Genomic DNA, 16659 nt, shown 5'->3' with positions numbered 1-16659 from the left:
TTCTGCCTGGCGACATCGATTACTTTAGCGGACCCGGCGCCGGAGACGAAATCCGGTTCTCGCGGAGGCCCCGCCGGGGTCCTAGGCCTTGGGGGCCAGGGTCAGGAGGGTGGCCTCCGGGGGGCAGGCGAAGCGGACCGGGGTGAAGCGGTTGGTGCCGCAGCCCGCCGAGACGTGCAGGTAGGAGCGCTCGCCGCCGGTCTCGTACGTGGACAGGCCCTTCACCCGCTTCGTGTCGAGGTCGCAGTTGGTCACCAGGGCCCCGTAGAAGGGGACGCACAGCTGCCCGCCGTGCGTGTGCCCGGCGAGGATCAGCGGGTAGCGGTCGGCGGTGAAGGACTCCAGTACCCGCAGGTACGGGGCGTGCACGACGGCGATCGAGAAGTCCGCGTCCGCCTCCGGGCCGCCCGCGACCCGCTCGTAGCGGTCGCGCTTGATGTGCGGGTCGTCGAGGCCGGTGAACGCCAGCTCCATGCCGTTCAGCTTCAGCCGCGCCCGGGTGTTGGCCAGGTTGAGCCAGCCCGCCGCGTCGAAGGCGTCCCGCATGCCCTCCCACGGGTTGTGGACGGCTCCGACGACCGGCTTGTTGCCGTTCAGGCCGTGCCGGCCCTGGGCCTTCTCGATCAGGTAGCGCCCGGGGTTGCGCAGCCGCGGCCCGTAGTAGTCGTTCGAGCCGAAGACGTACACGCCGGGGAACTCCATCAGCGGGCCGAGCGCGTCGAGGAGCTCCGGCACGCCCTCGGTGTCCGAGAGGTTGTCACCCGTGTTGACGACGAAGTCGGGGCGCAGCCCCGCCAGGGACTGGAGCCAGGCGCGCTTCTTGCGCTGCCCGCCGACCATGTGGATGTCCGACACCTGGAGCACGCGCAGCGGACGCGCCCCGGCGGGGAGCACGGGGACGGTGACCCGGCGCAGCCGGAAGGAACGGGCCTCGAATCCTGCGGCGTAGGCCACTCCCGCGGCCCCCACCGCAGCGATTCCGGCGGTGACCTTCAGGGGTACTCCGTAACGCGCGCGCATGGCCCCATGGTCGCAGACGCGGAAAACCGATGGGCGCCGCAGCCCCCGCACCTGGCAGACTCAAGGGCATGACCACGCTCAAGGCCAAGCTCCAGGAAGACCTCACCACCGCCATCAAGGCGCGCGACGAACTCGGTTCGTCCACCCTGCGCCTGACCCTCGCCGCCATCACCAAGGAGGAGGTCGCGGGCAAGGAGGCGCGCGTGCTCTCCGACGACGAGGTCCTCAAGGTGATCGCGAAGGAGGCGAAGAAGCGCCGCGAGGCCGCGGAGGCCTTCGCCCAGGGCGGCCGCGACGAGCAGGCCGCGCGGGAGACGGCGGAGGGCGAGTTCCTCGACGCCTACCTGCCCAAGCAGCTCGGCGACGACGAGCTCGCCGCGATCGTGGCGCAGGCGGTCGAGGAGGCCCGGGCGGCGGGCGCCGAGGGTCCGCGGGCCATGGGCGCCGTCATGAAGATCGTCAACCCGAAGGTGGCGGGTCTGGCGGACGGCGGCCGCGTCGCCGCCGCCGTCAAGAAGCAGCTCTCGTAAGCAGGGGAAGAACGGGGAGGGCCCCGGCCGGATGATCCGGCCGGGGCCCTCCCCGTTCTCGTCGCCCCGCTACGGGGTCTTGTCGCCGCCGGGCAGGCCCGGGTCCGCGGGGAGCCCGGGGATCGGGATGGTCGGCGGGTTGGCCGGGGTGTCGCCCGCGCCGCCGGCGCCGGCGCGGTTGTCACCGGGCTTGTTGTCGCCGCCGGGCTTGCCGGGCTTCCCGGGCTTGCGCGGGGTCGCCGGCGGGTTCGGGGTCGTGCCCCGGCCGCCGCCGTTGTTGCCGTTGCCGTTCCCGTTGCCGCCGCCGCCCGCGACCGAGGGGTCGGGGATGTGGACGTTCGCGAACGGCGGTGCCTCGCGGCCGGCCAGCGCGCCCGAGACCGCGTCCTTCCAGATCGGGCCGGGCAGGCCGCCGCCGAAGACCTTCGGGTAGTACTGACCGCCGATGGTGATGTCCTCCATCGTGATCTTCTTCGCACCGCCCGAGCCGACCCACACCGCGCCGGACATGTTCGGGGTGTAGCCGACGAACCAGGCGTTGTAGCGGCCGTCGGTGGTACCGGTCTTGCCCGCGTTGTCGCGGTCGCTCAGTCCGGCCTTCTCGCCGGTACCGGAGTCGACCACACCGCGCAGCAGGTTGTTGATCGTGTCGGCCGTGTCCTGGGACATGGCCCGGTCGCACTTGCTCTTCGGCACCGCGAGCGCCTTGCCGTGGGCGTCGGTGATCGACTCCAGTGCGATCGGGGTGCAGTACACGCCCCGGTTGGCGAAGGTGGCGTAGGCGTTGGCCATCGTCAGCGGGGACATCTCGGCGGAGCCGAGCGCGATGGACGGCTCCTCGGGCAGCTTCACGCCGCTGGCCGGGACCACGCCGAGCTTCTGCGTCATCTCCGTCACCGGGCACAGGCCGATGTCGGAGATCATCTGCACGAAGTAGGTGTTGATGGACTTCTCCATCGCCGTCTTCAGCGCGTACGGGCCGACCTCGTCCGCCGTCTCGTTCTCGGCGGTCTGCATCTTCCCGCCGGCCAGCGGCAGGTTCTGCCAGGGCGGCGAGCCCTCGCAGCGGGCCACCGGGCTCGGGTACTCCATCTTGTTCGGCGCCGAGTAGACCTTCGTCGGCTCCATGCCCTTCTCTATGGCCGCGGCCGCGATGAAGGGCTTGAACGTCGAGCCCACCTGGAAGCCGAAGTTGGAGCCGCCCATCCGCTTGTCGACGGAGTAGTTGATCTGCGTCTCGTTCTTCCCGAAGCCGTAGGGCTTGGACTGGCCCATCGCCAGGACCCGGCCCGTGCCCGGCTGGACCATGGTCACGGCCGTGGCGATCGAGTCGTCCTGGTTGACGTGGTCCCGGATCGAGTTGTTCGCGGCGTCCTGCGACTGCGGGTCCAGGGTGGTGCGGATGGTCAGGCCGCCCTGGTTCCAGATCTTCGCCCGCTCCTCGCGGGTCTTGCCGAAGACGGTGTCGGACAGGAAGGTGTTGCGCACGTAGTCGCAGAAGAAGCCGGCGCCCTTGACCGCGGTGATGCAGCCGTTCTTCGGGCGGGTCACCTTCAGGGTGACCGGCAGCTTCTTCGCCTCGTCCGCCTGCGCCTGCGAGATGTCCTTCATGTCGGCCATCCGCTGGAGGACGACGTTGCGGCGCTTCATCGCCTCCTGCGCGTCGTTCACCGGGTCGAACCGGCTCGGCGACTGGACGACGCCGGCCAGCAGGGCCGACTCCTCCAGGGTCAGGTCCTTGGCCGGCTTGCTGAAGTAGCGCTGGGCCGCGGACTCGATCCCGTACGCCGCCTGCCCGAAGTAGGTGATGTTGAGGTAGTTCTCGAGGATCTTCTTCTTCCCGAGCTCCTCCTCGACCTGGATCGAGTACTTCAGCTCGCGGATCTTGCGGCCCAGGCTCTTCTGCTGTGCCTCGGCGACCTTGGTCGGGTCGTCGCCGGCCTCCTCGACGAAGACGTTCTTCACGTACTGCTGCGTCAGCGTGGAGGCGCCCTGCGCGGCGCCGCCCTCCTGCGCGTTGCGGTTGACCGCGCGCAGGATGCCCTTGAGGTCGACGGCGCCGTGCTCGTAGAACCGGGAGTCCTCGATCGCGACGATCGCCTTCTGCATGTACGGCGAGATGGCCGTGAGCGGGACCACCTGCCGGTCCCGCGAGTACACCGTGGCGATCAGGCCACCCTCGGCGTCCAGAATGGTGGTCCGCTGGCTCAGCGGAGGCGTTTTGAGATTGGCCGGGATCTCATCGAAGCCCTCGACGGTGCCCTTGGCGGCGAGGCCCAGCGCACCGGCGCCCGGGATCGCGATGCCGGCGAGAACGACTCCGGAGAGAACCGACAAACCGAGGAACCTGGTGGCCTGCTGCGGCCCCGTGAGCCCTGCGCCCGAGCGCTTCTTTCCCATGGAGGGAAGCCTACGTTCTCATTCGCCGGACACGTGCGAATGCCTTGGCCTAAGCTGTCCCCAACTGTCACAGCAGTGTGGTGCGACATCAACCCCTCGGCTTGATTTTCACCCTTCCCGAATGGGGTGGACGCATGTCCGAATCTCGCCCTTCGCTCTGACGGCGGCTCACCGGCGCTTCCCCGATTTCACCCGAATCGCCGGAATGGCCGGGCATGTCGCCGGATCACTCCGTCGGGTGATCTGCCGCTTACCCATAGTCCGTTCGGACCATTCAAGATTGGGCCCGTCGGGGGTGTTGCACCGTCCCCGCCTTCCGTAACGTCCTCAACTGGCAGCGGTGAATATGCCGCTACCGCCGTGGGGGAGCCTCGATTCGGGAGAGGACGGCACCGGGATGGGCTGGGTAACCGACTGGAGTGCGCAGGCAGCCTGCCGCACTACCGATCCGGATGAACTGTTCGTTCAAGGAGCGGCACAGAACAGGGCCAAGGCGGTGTGCACCGGATGTCCGGTGCGGACCGAGTGCCTGGCCGACGCGCTCGACAATCGTGTCGAGTTCGGAGTGTGGGGCGGAATGACCGAGCGGGAACGGCGCGCCCTGTTGCGCAGGCGTCCCACCGTCACCTCGTGGCGACGGCTGCTCGAAACCGCCCGCACGGAGTACGAGCGCAGTACCGGCATCCTCACCGTGGATGTCGCGGCGGAGATCGACGTGGAGTACGAGACCTACGCGGCAGCCGGGTAACCACCCGGGCGCCGCGCCGGCACCACTCCCACCCGCGGTCAGGCTCCGGCCGGAGCCCCGGCCGCGAGTCGCTCTCCGATGGCCCGCAGCCCGGCGAGGTCGTGCACATCGCCGGGCAGGGCGGCCACTTCGGCCACCGCCACCTCGGGATGCAGCGAGGTGAACCGGTCGCGCGTGCGCTGTTCGCGCGCGATCACCTGCATCCGTTCCGCGTGCAGGCGCAGCAGTCCTGCGGTGATCGCGTCAGCGTCACCGGGACCGGCCGTGCCTCCCGCGCCCTCCGTGCCCTCTGCGTCTTCCACGTCTTCCACGTCGTCCACGGCGGGGGAGCCGTCGTCGGCGGCGTCACGAAGTCCAGCCTTCCCGGACTCCTGATCGACAATGCCGCCTTCTTCAAGATTCTCTGCGGCCGCCAGGGCCCGCTCGGCCGACAGCTGCCGCGCGTCGCTCCCGTGCACCCGGTTCAGCACCAGGCCCGCCAGCGGCATCTTCTCCGCGGCCAGCCGCTCCACGAAGTACGCCGCCTCGCGCAGTGCGTCCGGCTCGGGGGCCGCGACCACCAGGAAGGCCGTGCCCGGCGCCTGGAGCAGGCGGAACGTTGCGTCCGCGCGGGTGCGGAAACCGCCGAACATCGTGTCCATGGCCGCCACGAAGGTCTGGACGTCCTTCAGCAGCGAGGCGCCCATCAGCTTGCTCAGCGTGCCGGTCATCATCGACATGCCGACGTTCAGGAACTTCATGCCGGCCCGCCCGCCGACCTTCGCCGGGGCCATCAGCACCCGGATGAACTTCCCGTCCAGGAAGGACCCCAGCCGCTTCGGCGCGTCGAGGAAGTCCAGCGCGGACCGGCTCGGCGGGGTGTCCACGACGATCAGGTCCCAGTCGTCCTTGGCCCGCAGCTGGCCCAGCTTCTCCATCGCCATGTACTCCTGCGTGCCCGCGAAGCCGGCCGACAGGGACTGGTAGAAGGGGTTCGCCAGGATCGCCCGCGCCCGCTCGCGGTCCGCGTGCGCCTCGACGATCTCGTCGAAGGTCCGCTTCATGTCCAGCATCATGGCGTGCAGTTCACCGCCGTCGCCGTCCACCCCGTCGACCCTGCACGGGGTGTTGTCCAGCGAGTCGATGCCCATCGACTGCGCCAGCCTGCGCGCCGGGTCGATGGTCAGCACGACCACCTTCCGCCCGCGCTCGGCCGCCCGTACGCCCAGCGCTGCGGCCGTCGTGGTCTTGCCGACCCCGCCCGCCCCGCAGCACACGATGATCCGGGTCTCGGGGTCGTCCAGCAGCGCGTCGACCACCAGCCGCTGCGGCGTGTCCAGGCTCATGGTGTTCCCGCCCCCGCTCATTCGGCGTCCGCCTGCTTGCGCAGCTCCGTCGCCAGCTCGTACAGCCCGGCCAGTTCCATCCCCGAGCCCAGCAGGGGGAGTTCGTACGCCGGCACGTCCAGCCCCGCCAGCACGCGGCGCTGCTCCCGCTCCAGCTCCACCCGGCTCGCGTGCTCGGCGGCCTGCGTCAGGAGCGGGTCCACCAGGCGCTCGGCCAGCCCGCCGCGCCGCGCCCCACCCAGGCCCGCCCGGGACAGGGCCTTGGCGATCTCCGTGCGGCGGCCCTCCGCCGCGGTGCGCAGCGTGTCCTCGTCCAGGTGGTGCGGACGGACCATGTTGACGATGACGCGCCCGAACGGAAGTCCGGCCGCGCGCAGTTCCGCGATCCCGTCGGCGGTCTCCTGGACCGGCATCTCCTCCAGCAGGGTCACCAGGTGCACGGCGGTGTCCGGGGACTTGAGCACCTTCATGACGGCCTGCGCCTGGTTGTGGATCGGACCGAACCGGGCCAGCCCCGCCACCTCGTCGTTGACGTTCAGGAAGCGGGTGATCCGCCCGGTCGGCGGAGCGTCCATGATCACGTGGTCGTAGACGAACCGCCCGGACCTGTCCTTGCGGCGCACCGCCTCGCACGCCTTGCCGGTCAGCAGGACGTCCCGCAGACCGGGCGCGATGGTCGTCGCGAAGTCGATGGCCCCGAGCTTCTTGAGGGCGCGCCCGGCCGACCCGAGCTTGTAGAACATCTGGAGGTAGTCCAGCAGCGCCCGCTCCGCGTCGATGGCGAGCGCGTACACCTCGCCGCCGCCCCCGCCGGGCGCGACGGCGATCTTCCGCTCCTCGTAGGGGAGCGCTTCCGTGCCGAATAGCTGTGCGATGCCCTGCCTGCCCTCGACCTCCACGAGAAGAGTCCGCCTGCCCTCGCGCGCGAGGGCCAGCGCGAGTGCGGCGGCGACCGTGGTCTTGCCGGTGCCGCCCTTGCCGCTGACCACCTGGAGCCTGCTCACAACCTCCGAGCCTAACCACTCCCGCTCAGGCGCTACGCTCGCCCCCATGACCAAGAAGTTCGAATACGCGACGGTCCCCCTGCTGGTCCACGCCACCAAGCAGATCCTGGACACCTGGGGCGAGGACGGCTGGGAGCTCGTCCAGGTCGTGCCCGGCCCGAACAACCCCGAGCAGCTCGTGGCCTACCTCAAGCGGGAGAAGGTATGAGCGGCGTCGTCGAGGCCCGGATCGCCGAGCTCGGACTGACCCTGCCCGAGGTCGTCCCGCCGCTGGCCACGTACCAGCCGGCGGTGCGCTCGGGCGCGTACGTGTACACCGCGGGCCAGCTCCCGATGGTGCAGGGCAAGCTCCCGCTGACCGGCAAGGTCGGCGCGGAGGTCTCGCCCGAGCAGGCCAAGGAGCTGGCCGCGACCTGCGCGCTGAACGCGCTGGCCGCCGTGAAGTCCGTGGTCGGTGACCTGGACCGGATCACCCGCGTGGTGAAGGTCGTCGGCTTCGTCGCCTCGGCCCCCGACTTCACGGGTCAGCCCGGCGTGCTGAACGGCGCGAGCGAGCTGCTGGGCGAGATCCTCGGCGAGAAGGGCGTGCACGCGCGCAGCGCGGTCGGCGTGGCGGTGCTCCCGCTGGACGCCCCGGTCGAGATCGAGATCCAGGTGGAACTCACCCCGGACGCCTGACCCGGCCCGGCGGGGCTGTCCGCAGCCCCGCCGGACGTCCGAGCCCCGGAGCCCGTGGAGGGTCCCCGCCCGGCGGCCCGCCCGCGGCCGACGGCCGGCCCCGCCCGGGGAGGGCCTCGAACATCGGGCCGGATGGCCGTAGCATCCGGCCATGCCGAATGGTCAGCACGGACAGCCCTCGCCCGAGCAGCCCCCCGCCGGAGGCCAGTGGTACCCGCCGGAGTGGCCCGCCCGCATCCGCGCCCTGGCGGAGGGCGCCCTCACGCCGGCGGCGCCCAAGCGCGCCGCCACGGTGATGCTGCTGCGCGACACCCCCGACGGCCCCGCCGTGCACATGCTGCGCCGCCGCGCCTCCATGGCGTTCGCCGGCGGCGCCTACGCCTACCCGGGCGGCGGCGTCGACCCCCGCGACGAGGACCACCGCATCGGCTGGGCCGGTCCGGACCAGGCGCAGTGGGCGGCGCGCCTCGGCACCGACGCCGCCACCGCCCAGGCGATCGTCTGCGGCGCGGTCCGCGAGACCTTCGAGGAGGCCGGCGTACTCCTCGCGGGGACGACCCCCGACACCGTCGTCGGCGACACCACCGGGGACGACTGGGAGGCCGACCGCGAGGCCCTCGTCGGCCGCGAGCTGTCCTTCGCCGAGTTCCTCGACCGCCGCGGCCTGCTGCTCCGCTCCGACCTGCTCGGGGCCTGGGCCCGCTGGATCACCCCCGAGTTCGAGCCCCGGCGCTACGACACGTGGTTCTTCGTCGCCGCCCTCCCGGAGGGGCAGCGCACCCGCAACGCCTCCACCGAGGCCGACCGGACCGTCTGGATCCGCCCGCAGGACGCCGCCGCCGGCTACGACGCGGGCGAACTGCTGATGATGCCGCCCACCATCTCCACCTTGCGCTCCCTGGAGCCGTACGGGGCCGCCGCCGACGCCCTCGCGGCGGCCGGCGCGCAGGACCTCGCCCCGGTGCTGGCCGAGGCCGCGCTGGAGGACGGCGTGGTCGTGCTCAGCTGGCCGGGCCACGACGAGTTCACCAAGCGCGTCACCCTCGGAGGAGGCCCCGCATGACCGACGCAGCGGCCCTGCCCGGCCAGCCCCGCGGAGCGGTCGTCTCCGGACCGGCCACCGCCCGCGCGGTCAACGTCCTGGCGCCCAACCCGTCGGCCATGACCCTGGACGGCACCAACACCTGGCTCGTCTCCGAGCCCGACTCGGAACTCGCCGTCGTCATCGACCCGGGCCCCCTCGACGAGGCCCACCTGCGCGCCGTCATCGCCACCGCCGAGCGGGCCGGCAAGCGGATCGCGCTGACCCTCCTCACCCACGGCCACGCCGACCACGCCGAGGGCGCCGGCCGCTTCGCCGAGCTGACCGGTACCAAGGTGCGGGCCCTGGACCCGGCGCTGCGCCTGGGCGACGAGGGCCTGGCCGCGGGGAACGTGATCCGCACCGGCGGCCTGGAGCTGCGCGTCGTGCCCACCCCGGGACACACCGCCGACTCCCTCTGCTTCCACCTGCCGGCCGACCGGGCCGTGCTGACCGGCGACACCATCCTGGGCCGCGGTACGACGGTCGTCGCGCACCCCGACGGGCGCCTCGGCGACTACCTGGACTCCCTGCGCCGCCTGCGCTCCCTCACCGTCGACGACGGGGTCCACACCGTGCTCCCGGGCCACGGGCCGGTCCTGGAGGACGCCCAGGGCGCCGTGGAGTTCTACCTGGCCCACCGCGCCCACCGGCTCGCCCAGGTCGAGACGGCCGTGGAGGACGGCCTGGTCACCCCCGAGGCCGTCGTCGCCCACGTCTACGCCGACGTGGACCGCTCCCTCTGGCCCGCCGCCGAATGGTCCGTCCGCGCACAGCTCGAGTACCTTCGGGAGCACGGACTGATCCCGGGGGGACCTGAATGAACACGCTGTACCTGGCGCTCGCGCTGCTCGCCGTCGCGGGCTGGATCACCTCGACGGTGAACCTGCGCATGCGCGCCCTGCAGGACCGCGCCGACCGGCTGGAGCGGCGGCTCGGCCTGGTGCTGGAGCACCTGGGCATCGAGGAGCCGGAGCCGGCGGGGCTGGACGCCGTGCGCGCGCTGATGCGCGAGGGCCGGACCGTGTCCGCCATCAAGGAGTACCGCCGGATCACCGGCGCGGGCCTGGCGGAGGCCAAGCAGGCCGTCGAGTCCCTGGACCCGGCCTCCGCCGAGGTCTAGGCCGTCAGACCGCCGGGCGCGGCGTCTTCGTGCCGTGCCGGGCCTCGTACTCCGCGGCCAGCCACGGCCCGAGGTCGTCCAGGTACCGGCGCACCACGGCCGGGTCCTCGACCGGGTCGAGCGCCACGGCGGCCGCCTCCCGCAGCTGCGCCGCCCGCCGCGGGTAGTAGCGGCCGAAGACTTCCGCGGACTCGGCGAGGTCGCTGGTCCAGCCGTTCCACTCGGGCATGACCAGGGTGAAGGCGGTCCGCACCAGGTGCCGGGAGAAGAACCGGCTCATCCTGCGGAACTCCGCGGGCTCCGAGGCCGCCTGGAACCGGGCCCGCCACCGGGGCAGCAGGGCGGCCAGGTCGCCGTTGGTCTCCCGGGCGAGCAGGCTGTCGGGGCGGTAGCGGGGCAGGTGCTCGGCCAGGTCGGCGCCGAGCAGCGGGGTGCACAGGCAGGCCAGGAACCAGCCCAGGTCGTGCCGCTCCGGCTCGCTGAGCAGCCGTTCCTTGCCGTACAGCAGGATGCCGACGCCGTCGATCTGCGGGAAGTCCTGGTCGAGCCCGCGGCCCAGCACCTCGGCCGTGTCGCGGTCCTCGTCGGAGGGCTCCCGGTGCAGGGCGATCAGCAGGTCGAGGTCGGAGCGCCCGGGCCGGGCCGTGCCGCGCGGCACGGAGCCGTACAGGTAGGCGCTGTGCAGCCGGTTCCCGTACGCCTCCGCCAGCCGGCCGCGCGCGGCGGCCACGAGTCCGGCGAACTCGGGCTGGATCCGCCCGAGGGATCCGTCCCGCTCGAAGTACCCGTCCTCGTCCAGCCCTCTGTGGTCCATGATCCCCACTCTGCCCGCCGCACGGCCCGGGGCGAACGCATTTACGGCCCGCGCCGCCACCGCCCGAGCCCGCGACGACCGCCTCCGGGCCCGCGCCGCCACCGCCCCGCCGGTGCCGCGAACGCACGGAGGGGCCCCGTCCGACACCCGGACGGGGCCCCTCCGCGAAGCTTCGTCAGCGCGAGCGCTTGGCGAGCCGCTCCACGTCCAGCAGGATCACGGCGCGCGCCTCCAGGCGCAGCCAGCCGCGGCCCGCGAAGTCGGCGAGCGCCTTGTTCACGGTCTCGCGCGAGGCGCCGACGAGCTGGGCCAGCTCCTCCTGCGTGAGGTCGTGGACGACGTGGATGCCCTCCTCGGACTGCACGCCGAAGCGGCGCGACAGGTCCAGGAGCGCGCGGGCCACGCGGCCCGGGACGTCGGAGAAGACCAGGTCGGACATCTGGTCGTTGGTCTTGCGCAGGCGCCGGGCGACGGCGCGCAGCAGCGCGGTGGCGACCTCGGGCCGGGCGTTCAGCCAGGGCTGGAGGTCGCTGTGGCCGAGGCCGAGGAGCTTGACCTCGGTCAGGGCGGTGGCGGTGGCGGTGCGCGGGCCCGGGTCGAAGAGCGACAGCTCGCCGATCAGCTCGCCGGGGCCGAGGACGGCCAGCATGTTCTCGCGGCCGTCGGGGGAGGTGCGGTGCAGCTTCACCTTGCCCTCGGTCACGACGTACAGCCGGTCACCGGGGTCGCCCTCGTGGAACAGGGCGTCGCCGCGTGCGAGGGTCACCTCGCCCATGGAGGCGCGGAGCTCCGCGGCCTGCTCGTCATCGAGCGCCGCGAAGAGCGGGGCGCGCCGCAGAACGTCGTCCACGAGTCTCTCTCCTATGTCGACCGGCCAATGGGGACCGTTCCCCATTTTGCCGGACGGCTCAAACAGTGCGATCAATCACAAGGATGCCGGACGGACGGGCGTGCTGTGCGGCGAGAGGCCGATCGGGGTGGTGTTACCTGAGGTCCGGGCGGGGTGTCAGCCGCCGGCCTTAGGCTGGCCGGGTGTCCAATAAGCCGGTGAGAGCACAGGCCAAGGGGTCCGCGGGAGTGACGGCGGCCCAGAATTCAGCCGTGGGCGAACAGGCCCCCGCGGCGACGTCCGAAAAGGCCCGACCTGCCCCCCTGGGCAAAGCTTCGGCCAAGAAACCGCGGGCCGCGAAGACCGCCGCTCCCGCGAAGACCGCGGCGCCCGCCAGGCCGGCCGGGGCGCACCGCCCGGAGTCCCGCCTCGCCATGGTCCGGCGGGCCCGCCGGATCAACCGCGAGCTCGCCGAGGTGTACCCGTACGCCCATCCGGAGCTGGACTTCCGCAGTCCCTTCGAGCTCCTGGTGGCCACCGTCCTCTCCGCGCAGACCACCGACCTGCGCGTGAACCAGACGACTCCGGCCCTCTTCGCCGCCTATCCGACCCCCGAGGACATGGCCGCCGCCGTGCCGGAGGAGCTGGAGGAGATCATTCGGCCGACCGGGTTCTTCCGCATGAAGGCGAAGTCCCTCCTCGGCCTCTCGCAGGCCCTGCGGGACGACTTCGGGGGCGAGGTGCCGGGCCGGATGGAGGACCTGGTCAAGCTGCCCGGAGTGGGCCGCAAGACCGCCAACGTGGTCCTCGGCAACGTCTTCGGGGTCCCCGGGATCACCGTCGACACCCACTTCGGACGGCTGGTGCGCCGGTTCAAGTGGACCGAGCAGCAGGACCCGGAGAAGGTCGAGGCGGAGATCTGCGCGATCTTCCCCCGGAGCGAGTGGACGATGCTCTCGCACCGCGTCGTCTTCCACGGCCGCCGGATCTGCCACGCCGTGAAGCCCGCCTGCGGCGCCTGCCCCATCGCCCCGCTCTGTCCGGCCTACGGGGAGGGCGAGACCGACCCGGAGAAGGCGAAGAAGCTGCTGAAGTACGAGAAGGGCGGCCAGCCGGGCCAGCGGCTCTCCCCGCCCCCGGACTACCCGGGGCTCCCCGCGGCGCCCCTGGCGCCCCGTACGGGGCCCTGAGCGGGGCGCGACCGCCGGCCCGGGGGCGCGCCAGCCGCGCCTGCGCGCCCCCGGCGGAACGAATCGGTACCCGGTCCGCGTTCAGCGGACGGGGAGAACACGGACAGGGGTTGCCCATGACGCGCGGTACGCAGGACGAGACCACGGCCGCGGCCGACCGCCGGGCCGACGGGCTCGCGCTCACGACCGCCGGCCTGCCGGGCTGGCTCGACCCCGTCGCCGAGGCGGCCCGGACGGTCCGGCCGCGGCAGCTCAGCCGCTTCCTGCCCCCCGAGGACGGCCGGGGCCGGCAGTCTGCCGTGCTGATCCTCTTCGGGGAGGGGCCGCGCGGCCCGGAGATCCTCCTCCAGGAGCGCTCCGGCACCCTGCGCTCGCATGCCGGCCAGCCCTCCTTCCCCGGAGGCGCCCTGGACCCGGAGGACGGCGACCCGCACACCACCGGGCCGCTGCGCGCCGCCCTGCGCGAGGCCCGGGAGGAGACCGGGCTGGACCCGGCGGGCGTGCAGCTGTTCGGCGTGCTGCCCCGGCTCTACATCCCGGTCAGCGAGTTCGTGGTGACCCCCGTGCTCGGCTGGTGGCGCGAGCCCTCGCCGGTCGGCCCGGTGGACCCGGCGGAGACGGCCCGGGTCTTCACGGTCCCCGTGGCGGATCTCACGGACCCCGCCCACCGGGTCACCGTGGTCCATCCGAGAGGCCATCAGGGGCCCGCTTTCACCGTGGAATCGGCCCTGGTCTGGGGTTTCACCGCCGGGGTGATCGACCGGATCCTGCATTTCGCGGGCTGGGAACGCCCGTGGGACCGCTCACGTCACGTCCCGCTCGACTGGCACGCATGAGACGGTGACCCTCGTGAACGTGCTGGACATCCTGTTGCTGCTCGCGGCCGTGTGGTTCGCGATCGTCGGCTACCGCCAGGGCTTCGTCGTCGGCATCCTGTCGGTGATCGGCTTCCTGGGCGGTGGCCTCATCGCCGTGTCGCTGCTGCCGCTGATCTGGGACCGGGTGACGGACAACGGCACCCAGGTGTCCACCACCGTGGTGGTGATCGCCGTCGTGGTCATCATCATCTGCGCCTCGATCGGGCAGGCGCTGACCACCCATCTGGGCAACCGGCTCAGGCGCCACATCACCTGGTCGCCCGCCCGCGCGCTCGACGCGACCGGCGGCGCGCTGGTGAACGTGGTCGCCATGCTGCTGGTGGCCTGGCTGATCGGCTCGGCGCTCGCCGGGACCTCACTGCCCACGGTGGGCAAGGAGGTCCGCAACTCCAAGGTGCTGCTGGGCGTGTCGCGGGTGCTGCCCGGCCAGGCGAACACCTGGTTCTCGGACTTCAGCTCCACCCTCGCCCGCAACGGCCTGCCGCAGGTCTTCAGCCCGTTCTCGAACGAGCCCATCACCGAGGTCAAGCCGCCCGACCCGGCGCTCGCCCGCAGCGTGGTGGCCCAGCAGGCCAGGCTCTCGATCGTGAAGGTCGTCGGCACCGCCCCCAGTTGCAGCAAGGTCCTGGAGGGCACCGGCTTCGTCTTCGCGCCCGGCAAGGTGATGACCAACGCCCACGTCGTCGGCGGGGTCGTCGAGCCGACCGTGCAGGTCGGCGGCGAGGGCAAGCTCTACGACGGCAAGGTCGTGCTCTACGACTGGGAGCGCGACATCGCCGTCCTGGACGTGCCCAAGCTGCGTGCCCCGGCCCTGGAGTTCACCGAGAAGGACGCGACGAGCAGCAGCGACGCGATCGTCGCCGGCTTCCCGGAGAACGGCGGCTACGACGTGCGCTCGGCCCGTGTCCGCGGCCGGATCAACGCCAACGGCCCGGACATCTACCACCGGGGCACCGTCCGCCGCGACGTCTACTCGCTCTACGCGACCGTCCGCCAGGGGAACTCCGGCGGCCCGCTGCTCACGCCCGAGGGCCGGGTGTACGGGGTCGTCTTCGCGAAGTCGCTCGACGACCCGGACACCGGGTACGCCCTGACGGCGGACGAGATCCGGGACGACATCCGCGTCGGCCGGATCGCCGACCGGCGGGTCGACACCCAGGGCTGCGCCCTCTAGCCCGGGGCCGTGCCCCCGGGCTCCGGGTCCGGCCCGGGGTCCGGGGGCCGCGGCGCCGCTACACCCGTGGATGGCGCAGCCGCGCCGACACCCAGCGGGCGCGGCGGCGCAGGATGCGCGGAATCCCGAGGCGGGGGTCGTGGCCTTCGCGGCCGGACCCCCTGTCGTGCGTACCCGGCACCGTGGCCGAGCGGCGTTCGCGTGCGGTGTCACCGTGGTCGTGCGTCCAGCCCATACAACGAGCTCTGCCCGGCCTCCAAGGTCGGTAACCCCGTCCGGGGCGGCCAATTGGCCTATGCGCGGGGCAATTGAATGCCCGTATGCCTGTCGTACGAACAAACCGCTGGACCGTCAGGAACCGGTCACCGATCCGTCAGGTACTGGCCAACGCGCCGTCAGGGGCGGTCGGGCTCGGGGTCCTTGAGCCAGTTCACCAGCTCGGTGGAGAAGGCGGCCGGGTCCTCCTCGTGCGGGAAGTGCCCGAGACCGTCGAAGAGCCGCCAGCGGTAGGGAGCCTCGACGTACTGCCCGGAGCCGGCGGCGCTCCGCGTCCGCATCACCGGGTCCAGCGATCCGTGCAGGTGCAGCGTCGGCACCCGTACGGGCCGCTTCATCCGGCGGTAGAACTGGAGCCCGTCGGGCCGGGCCATCGACCGCATCATCCAGCGGTAGGGCTCGATGGAGCAGTGCGCGGTGGACGGGATGCACATCGCCCGCCGGTAGACGGCGAGCGCCTCCTCGTCCGGGCCGTCCTCCCCGAGCCGCGGTCCGGACCACTCACGGATCAGCTGCCCCACGAGGGCCCCGTCGTCGGCGACCAGCTGCCGCTCGGGGATGAACGGCCGCTGGAAGCCCCAGATGTGGGAGCTCGCCCGGGTCTGGCCGAGGTCGCCCATCATGGCCGAGCGCCAGCGGCGCGGGTGCGGCATGGAGGAGACGACCAGCCGGCGCACGAGCTTGGGCCGCATCACGGCGGCCGTCCAGGCGAGGTAGCCGCCCAGGTCGTGCCCGACGAGCGCGGCGTCCGGCTCGCCGAGGGACCGCACGACCCCGGTGATGTCGAGTGCGAGGTTCGCGGGGTCGTAGCCGCGTGGCGTGCGGTCGCTGCCGCCGACCCCGCGCAGGTCCATCGCGACCGCCCGGTAGCCGGCGTCCGCGAGGGCGGTCAGCTGGTGGCGCCAGGTCCACCAGAACTGCGGGAAGCCGTGCAGCAGGAGGACCAGCGGCCCGTCGCCGAGCTCCGCGACGTGGAACCGGGCGCCGTTGGCCGCGACGTCCCGGTGGGTCACCGCCCTGCCGTCCGGCAGGTCGATCCGTACCGCCGTGGCGGCGGTGGGCGGAGTACTGGAGTCCGGCGAGGGGGCTGTCATGAGGACGAGCGTGCCACACCCACGGCCTGGTCACTCAACGGCCGCGGATGCGGCTTGACGGTCCCCACCAGTGCGGCGGTCTCCCTGACGGACTCCATCGTCTTCACCGGGGGCTTGATCTTCTTGAACTTGCTCATGGCCAGCAGCCCGACCAGGGCCGCCAGCAGCCAGAACGCCACGCCGACGATGAGGAAGGACCAGGCGAGCCCGAGACCGAGGTTGTGGATGCCGTAGGCCGCGGCGAAACTCAGTACGGGGAGGGAGAAGAGCAGGAGCACGCCCGCCGCGATCGCCGCGCCGCTGCCGATGCCCGCGCGCTTGACGTCCTGCTTGATCTCCACCTTGGCGAGCGCGATCTCGTCGTGCACCAGGGCGGACATCTCGGCGGTGGCCGCGGCGACGAGCTGGCCGAGGGTGCGCTCGGCCCCCGGAGCCCCTTGGTCCACTGCGCTCATCTCTGTCTCCCTCTGTCGTCGTCTGCCGGCGGCTGTCCTC

At 72.3% G+C, this 16659-nt stretch carries 18 protein-coding genes; 10 read left to right on the top strand and 8 right to left on the bottom strand.

Features of this window, described 5'->3' with window-relative positions; all coding sequences use genetic code 11:
• Positions 1 to 81 precede the first annotated feature (81 nt).
• Entirely contained in the window at positions 82 to 1020 is a 939-nt protein-coding gene (locus AB0469_RS04270) for a metallophosphoesterase (protein WP_366449777.1), read from the bottom strand.
• A 68-nt stretch (positions 1021 to 1088) separates the two neighbouring features.
• Here AB0469_RS04270 and AB0469_RS04265 point away from each other — a divergent pair, with 68 nt between their 5' ends.
• Positions 1089 to 1550 (top strand): GatB/YqeY domain-containing protein, encoded by a 462-nt coding sequence (locus AB0469_RS04265; protein ID WP_366449776.1) that lies wholly within the window; start codon positions 1089 to 1091, stop codon positions 1548 to 1550.
• A 69-nt stretch (positions 1551 to 1619) separates the two neighbouring features.
• Here AB0469_RS04265 and AB0469_RS04260 read toward each other — a convergent pair whose 3' ends face one another.
• On the bottom strand, positions 1620 to 3950 hold the full coding sequence (locus AB0469_RS04260; RefSeq protein ID WP_366449775.1) for a transglycosylase domain-containing protein: 2331 nt from the start codon (positions 3948 to 3950) through the stop codon (positions 1620 to 1622).
• A 397-nt stretch (positions 3951 to 4347) separates the two neighbouring features.
• On the opposite strand from AB0469_RS04260, the gene AB0469_RS04255 reads away from it, so the two are divergent.
• Entirely contained in the window at positions 4348 to 4698 is a 351-nt protein-coding gene (locus tag AB0469_RS04255; RefSeq protein WP_052291094.1) for a WhiB family transcriptional regulator, read from the top strand.
• 38 nt (positions 4699 to 4736) lie between these two features.
• Here the strand turns inward: AB0469_RS04255 and AB0469_RS04250 are convergent, their stop codons facing one another.
• Positions 4737 to 6023 (bottom strand): ArsA family ATPase, encoded by a 1287-nt coding sequence (locus AB0469_RS04250; RefSeq protein ID WP_366449774.1) that lies wholly within the window; start codon positions 6021 to 6023, stop codon positions 4737 to 4739.
• Positions 6024 to 6040: 17 nt separating this feature from the next.
• Positions 6041 to 7027, bottom strand: a complete 987-nt coding sequence (locus tag AB0469_RS04245) for an ArsA-related P-loop ATPase (RefSeq protein ID WP_366449773.1) — start codon at positions 7025 to 7027, stop codon at positions 6041 to 6043.
• Between the two features lie 46 nt (positions 7028 to 7073).
• Here AB0469_RS04245 and AB0469_RS04240 point away from each other — a divergent pair, with 46 nt between their 5' ends.
• From AB0469_RS04240 to AB0469_RS04220, 5 genes are all read left to right on the top strand, one after another.
• Positions 7074 to 7235: a DUF4177 domain-containing protein gene (locus tag AB0469_RS04240; protein ID WP_150528430.1), complete on the top strand. Its 162-nt coding sequence runs from the start codon at positions 7074 to 7076 to the stop codon at positions 7233 to 7235.
• Positions 7232 to 7705 (top strand): RidA family protein, encoded by a 474-nt coding sequence (locus tag AB0469_RS04235; protein ID WP_366449772.1) that lies wholly within the window; start codon positions 7232 to 7234, stop codon positions 7703 to 7705. The genes AB0469_RS04240 and AB0469_RS04235 overlap by 4 nt, the downstream gene beginning before the upstream one ends.
• Before the next feature lie 151 nt (positions 7706 to 7856).
• On the top strand, positions 7857 to 8768 hold the full coding sequence (locus tag AB0469_RS04230; RefSeq protein WP_366449771.1) for an NUDIX hydrolase: 912 nt from the start codon (positions 7857 to 7859) through the stop codon (positions 8766 to 8768).
• On the top strand, positions 8765 to 9610 hold the full coding sequence (locus AB0469_RS04225; RefSeq protein WP_366449770.1) for an MBL fold metallo-hydrolase: 846 nt from the start codon (positions 8765 to 8767) through the stop codon (positions 9608 to 9610). The genes AB0469_RS04230 and AB0469_RS04225 overlap by 4 nt, the downstream gene beginning before the upstream one ends.
• Complete coding sequence (locus tag AB0469_RS04220; RefSeq protein WP_366449769.1) at positions 9607 to 9909, top strand: hypothetical protein; 303 nt, start codon at positions 9607 to 9609, stop codon at positions 9907 to 9909. Before AB0469_RS04225 ends, AB0469_RS04220 begins: the two co-directional genes overlap by 4 nt.
• Before the next feature lie 4 nt (positions 9910 to 9913).
• Here the strand turns inward: AB0469_RS04220 and AB0469_RS04215 are convergent, their stop codons facing one another.
• Positions 9914 to 10723, bottom strand: coding sequence for a nucleotidyltransferase domain-containing protein (locus AB0469_RS04215; RefSeq protein ID WP_366449768.1), 810 nt, complete (start codon positions 10721 to 10723; stop codon positions 9914 to 9916).
• A 175-nt stretch (positions 10724 to 10898) separates the two neighbouring features.
• Positions 10899 to 11573 carry a Crp/Fnr family transcriptional regulator gene (locus AB0469_RS04210; protein WP_042811540.1) on the bottom strand — a complete coding sequence of 225 codons (675 nt, stop codon included), beginning with the start codon at positions 11571 to 11573 and terminating at the stop codon, positions 10899 to 10901.
• A 251-nt stretch (positions 11574 to 11824) separates the two neighbouring features.
• On the opposite strand from AB0469_RS04210, the gene nth reads away from it, so the two are divergent.
• From nth to AB0469_RS04195, 3 genes are all read left to right on the top strand, one after another.
• The gene (nth, locus tag AB0469_RS04205) at positions 11825 to 12742 is read left to right on the top strand and encodes an endonuclease III (protein ID WP_366449766.1); all 918 of its coding nucleotides are present in this window, start codon (positions 11825 to 11827) and stop codon (positions 12740 to 12742) included.
• A 116-nt stretch (positions 12743 to 12858) separates the two neighbouring features.
• Entirely contained in the window at positions 12859 to 13578 is a 720-nt protein-coding gene (locus AB0469_RS04200) for a CoA pyrophosphatase (RefSeq protein WP_366449765.1), read from the top strand.
• A 13-nt stretch (positions 13579 to 13591) separates the two neighbouring features.
• On the top strand, positions 13592 to 14794 hold the full coding sequence (locus AB0469_RS04195; protein WP_366449944.1) for a MarP family serine protease: 1203 nt from the start codon (positions 13592 to 13594) through the stop codon (positions 14792 to 14794).
• 395 nt (positions 14795 to 15189) lie between these two features.
• Here the strand turns inward: AB0469_RS04195 and AB0469_RS04190 are convergent, their stop codons facing one another.
• Both AB0469_RS04190 and AB0469_RS04185 read right to left on the bottom strand, forming a co-directional pair.
• Positions 15190 to 16164, bottom strand: coding sequence for an alpha/beta hydrolase (locus tag AB0469_RS04190; protein WP_366449764.1), 975 nt, complete (start codon positions 16162 to 16164; stop codon positions 15190 to 15192).
• Positions 16161 to 16619, bottom strand: a complete 459-nt coding sequence (locus AB0469_RS04185; RefSeq protein ID WP_366449763.1) for a phage holin family protein — start codon at positions 16617 to 16619, stop codon at positions 16161 to 16163. The genes AB0469_RS04190 and AB0469_RS04185 overlap by 4 nt, the downstream gene beginning before the upstream one ends.
• Between the last annotated feature and the right edge of the window lie 40 nt (positions 16620 to 16659).

It is taken from the genome of Streptomyces sp. NPDC093801 (assembly GCF_040701585.1).
GTDB lineage: Bacteria > Actinomycetota > Actinomycetes > Streptomycetales > Streptomycetaceae > Streptomyces.
The sequence above is the reverse complement of the archived record's forward strand: the minus strand, read 5'-3'. Positions and strand labels throughout refer to the sequence as shown.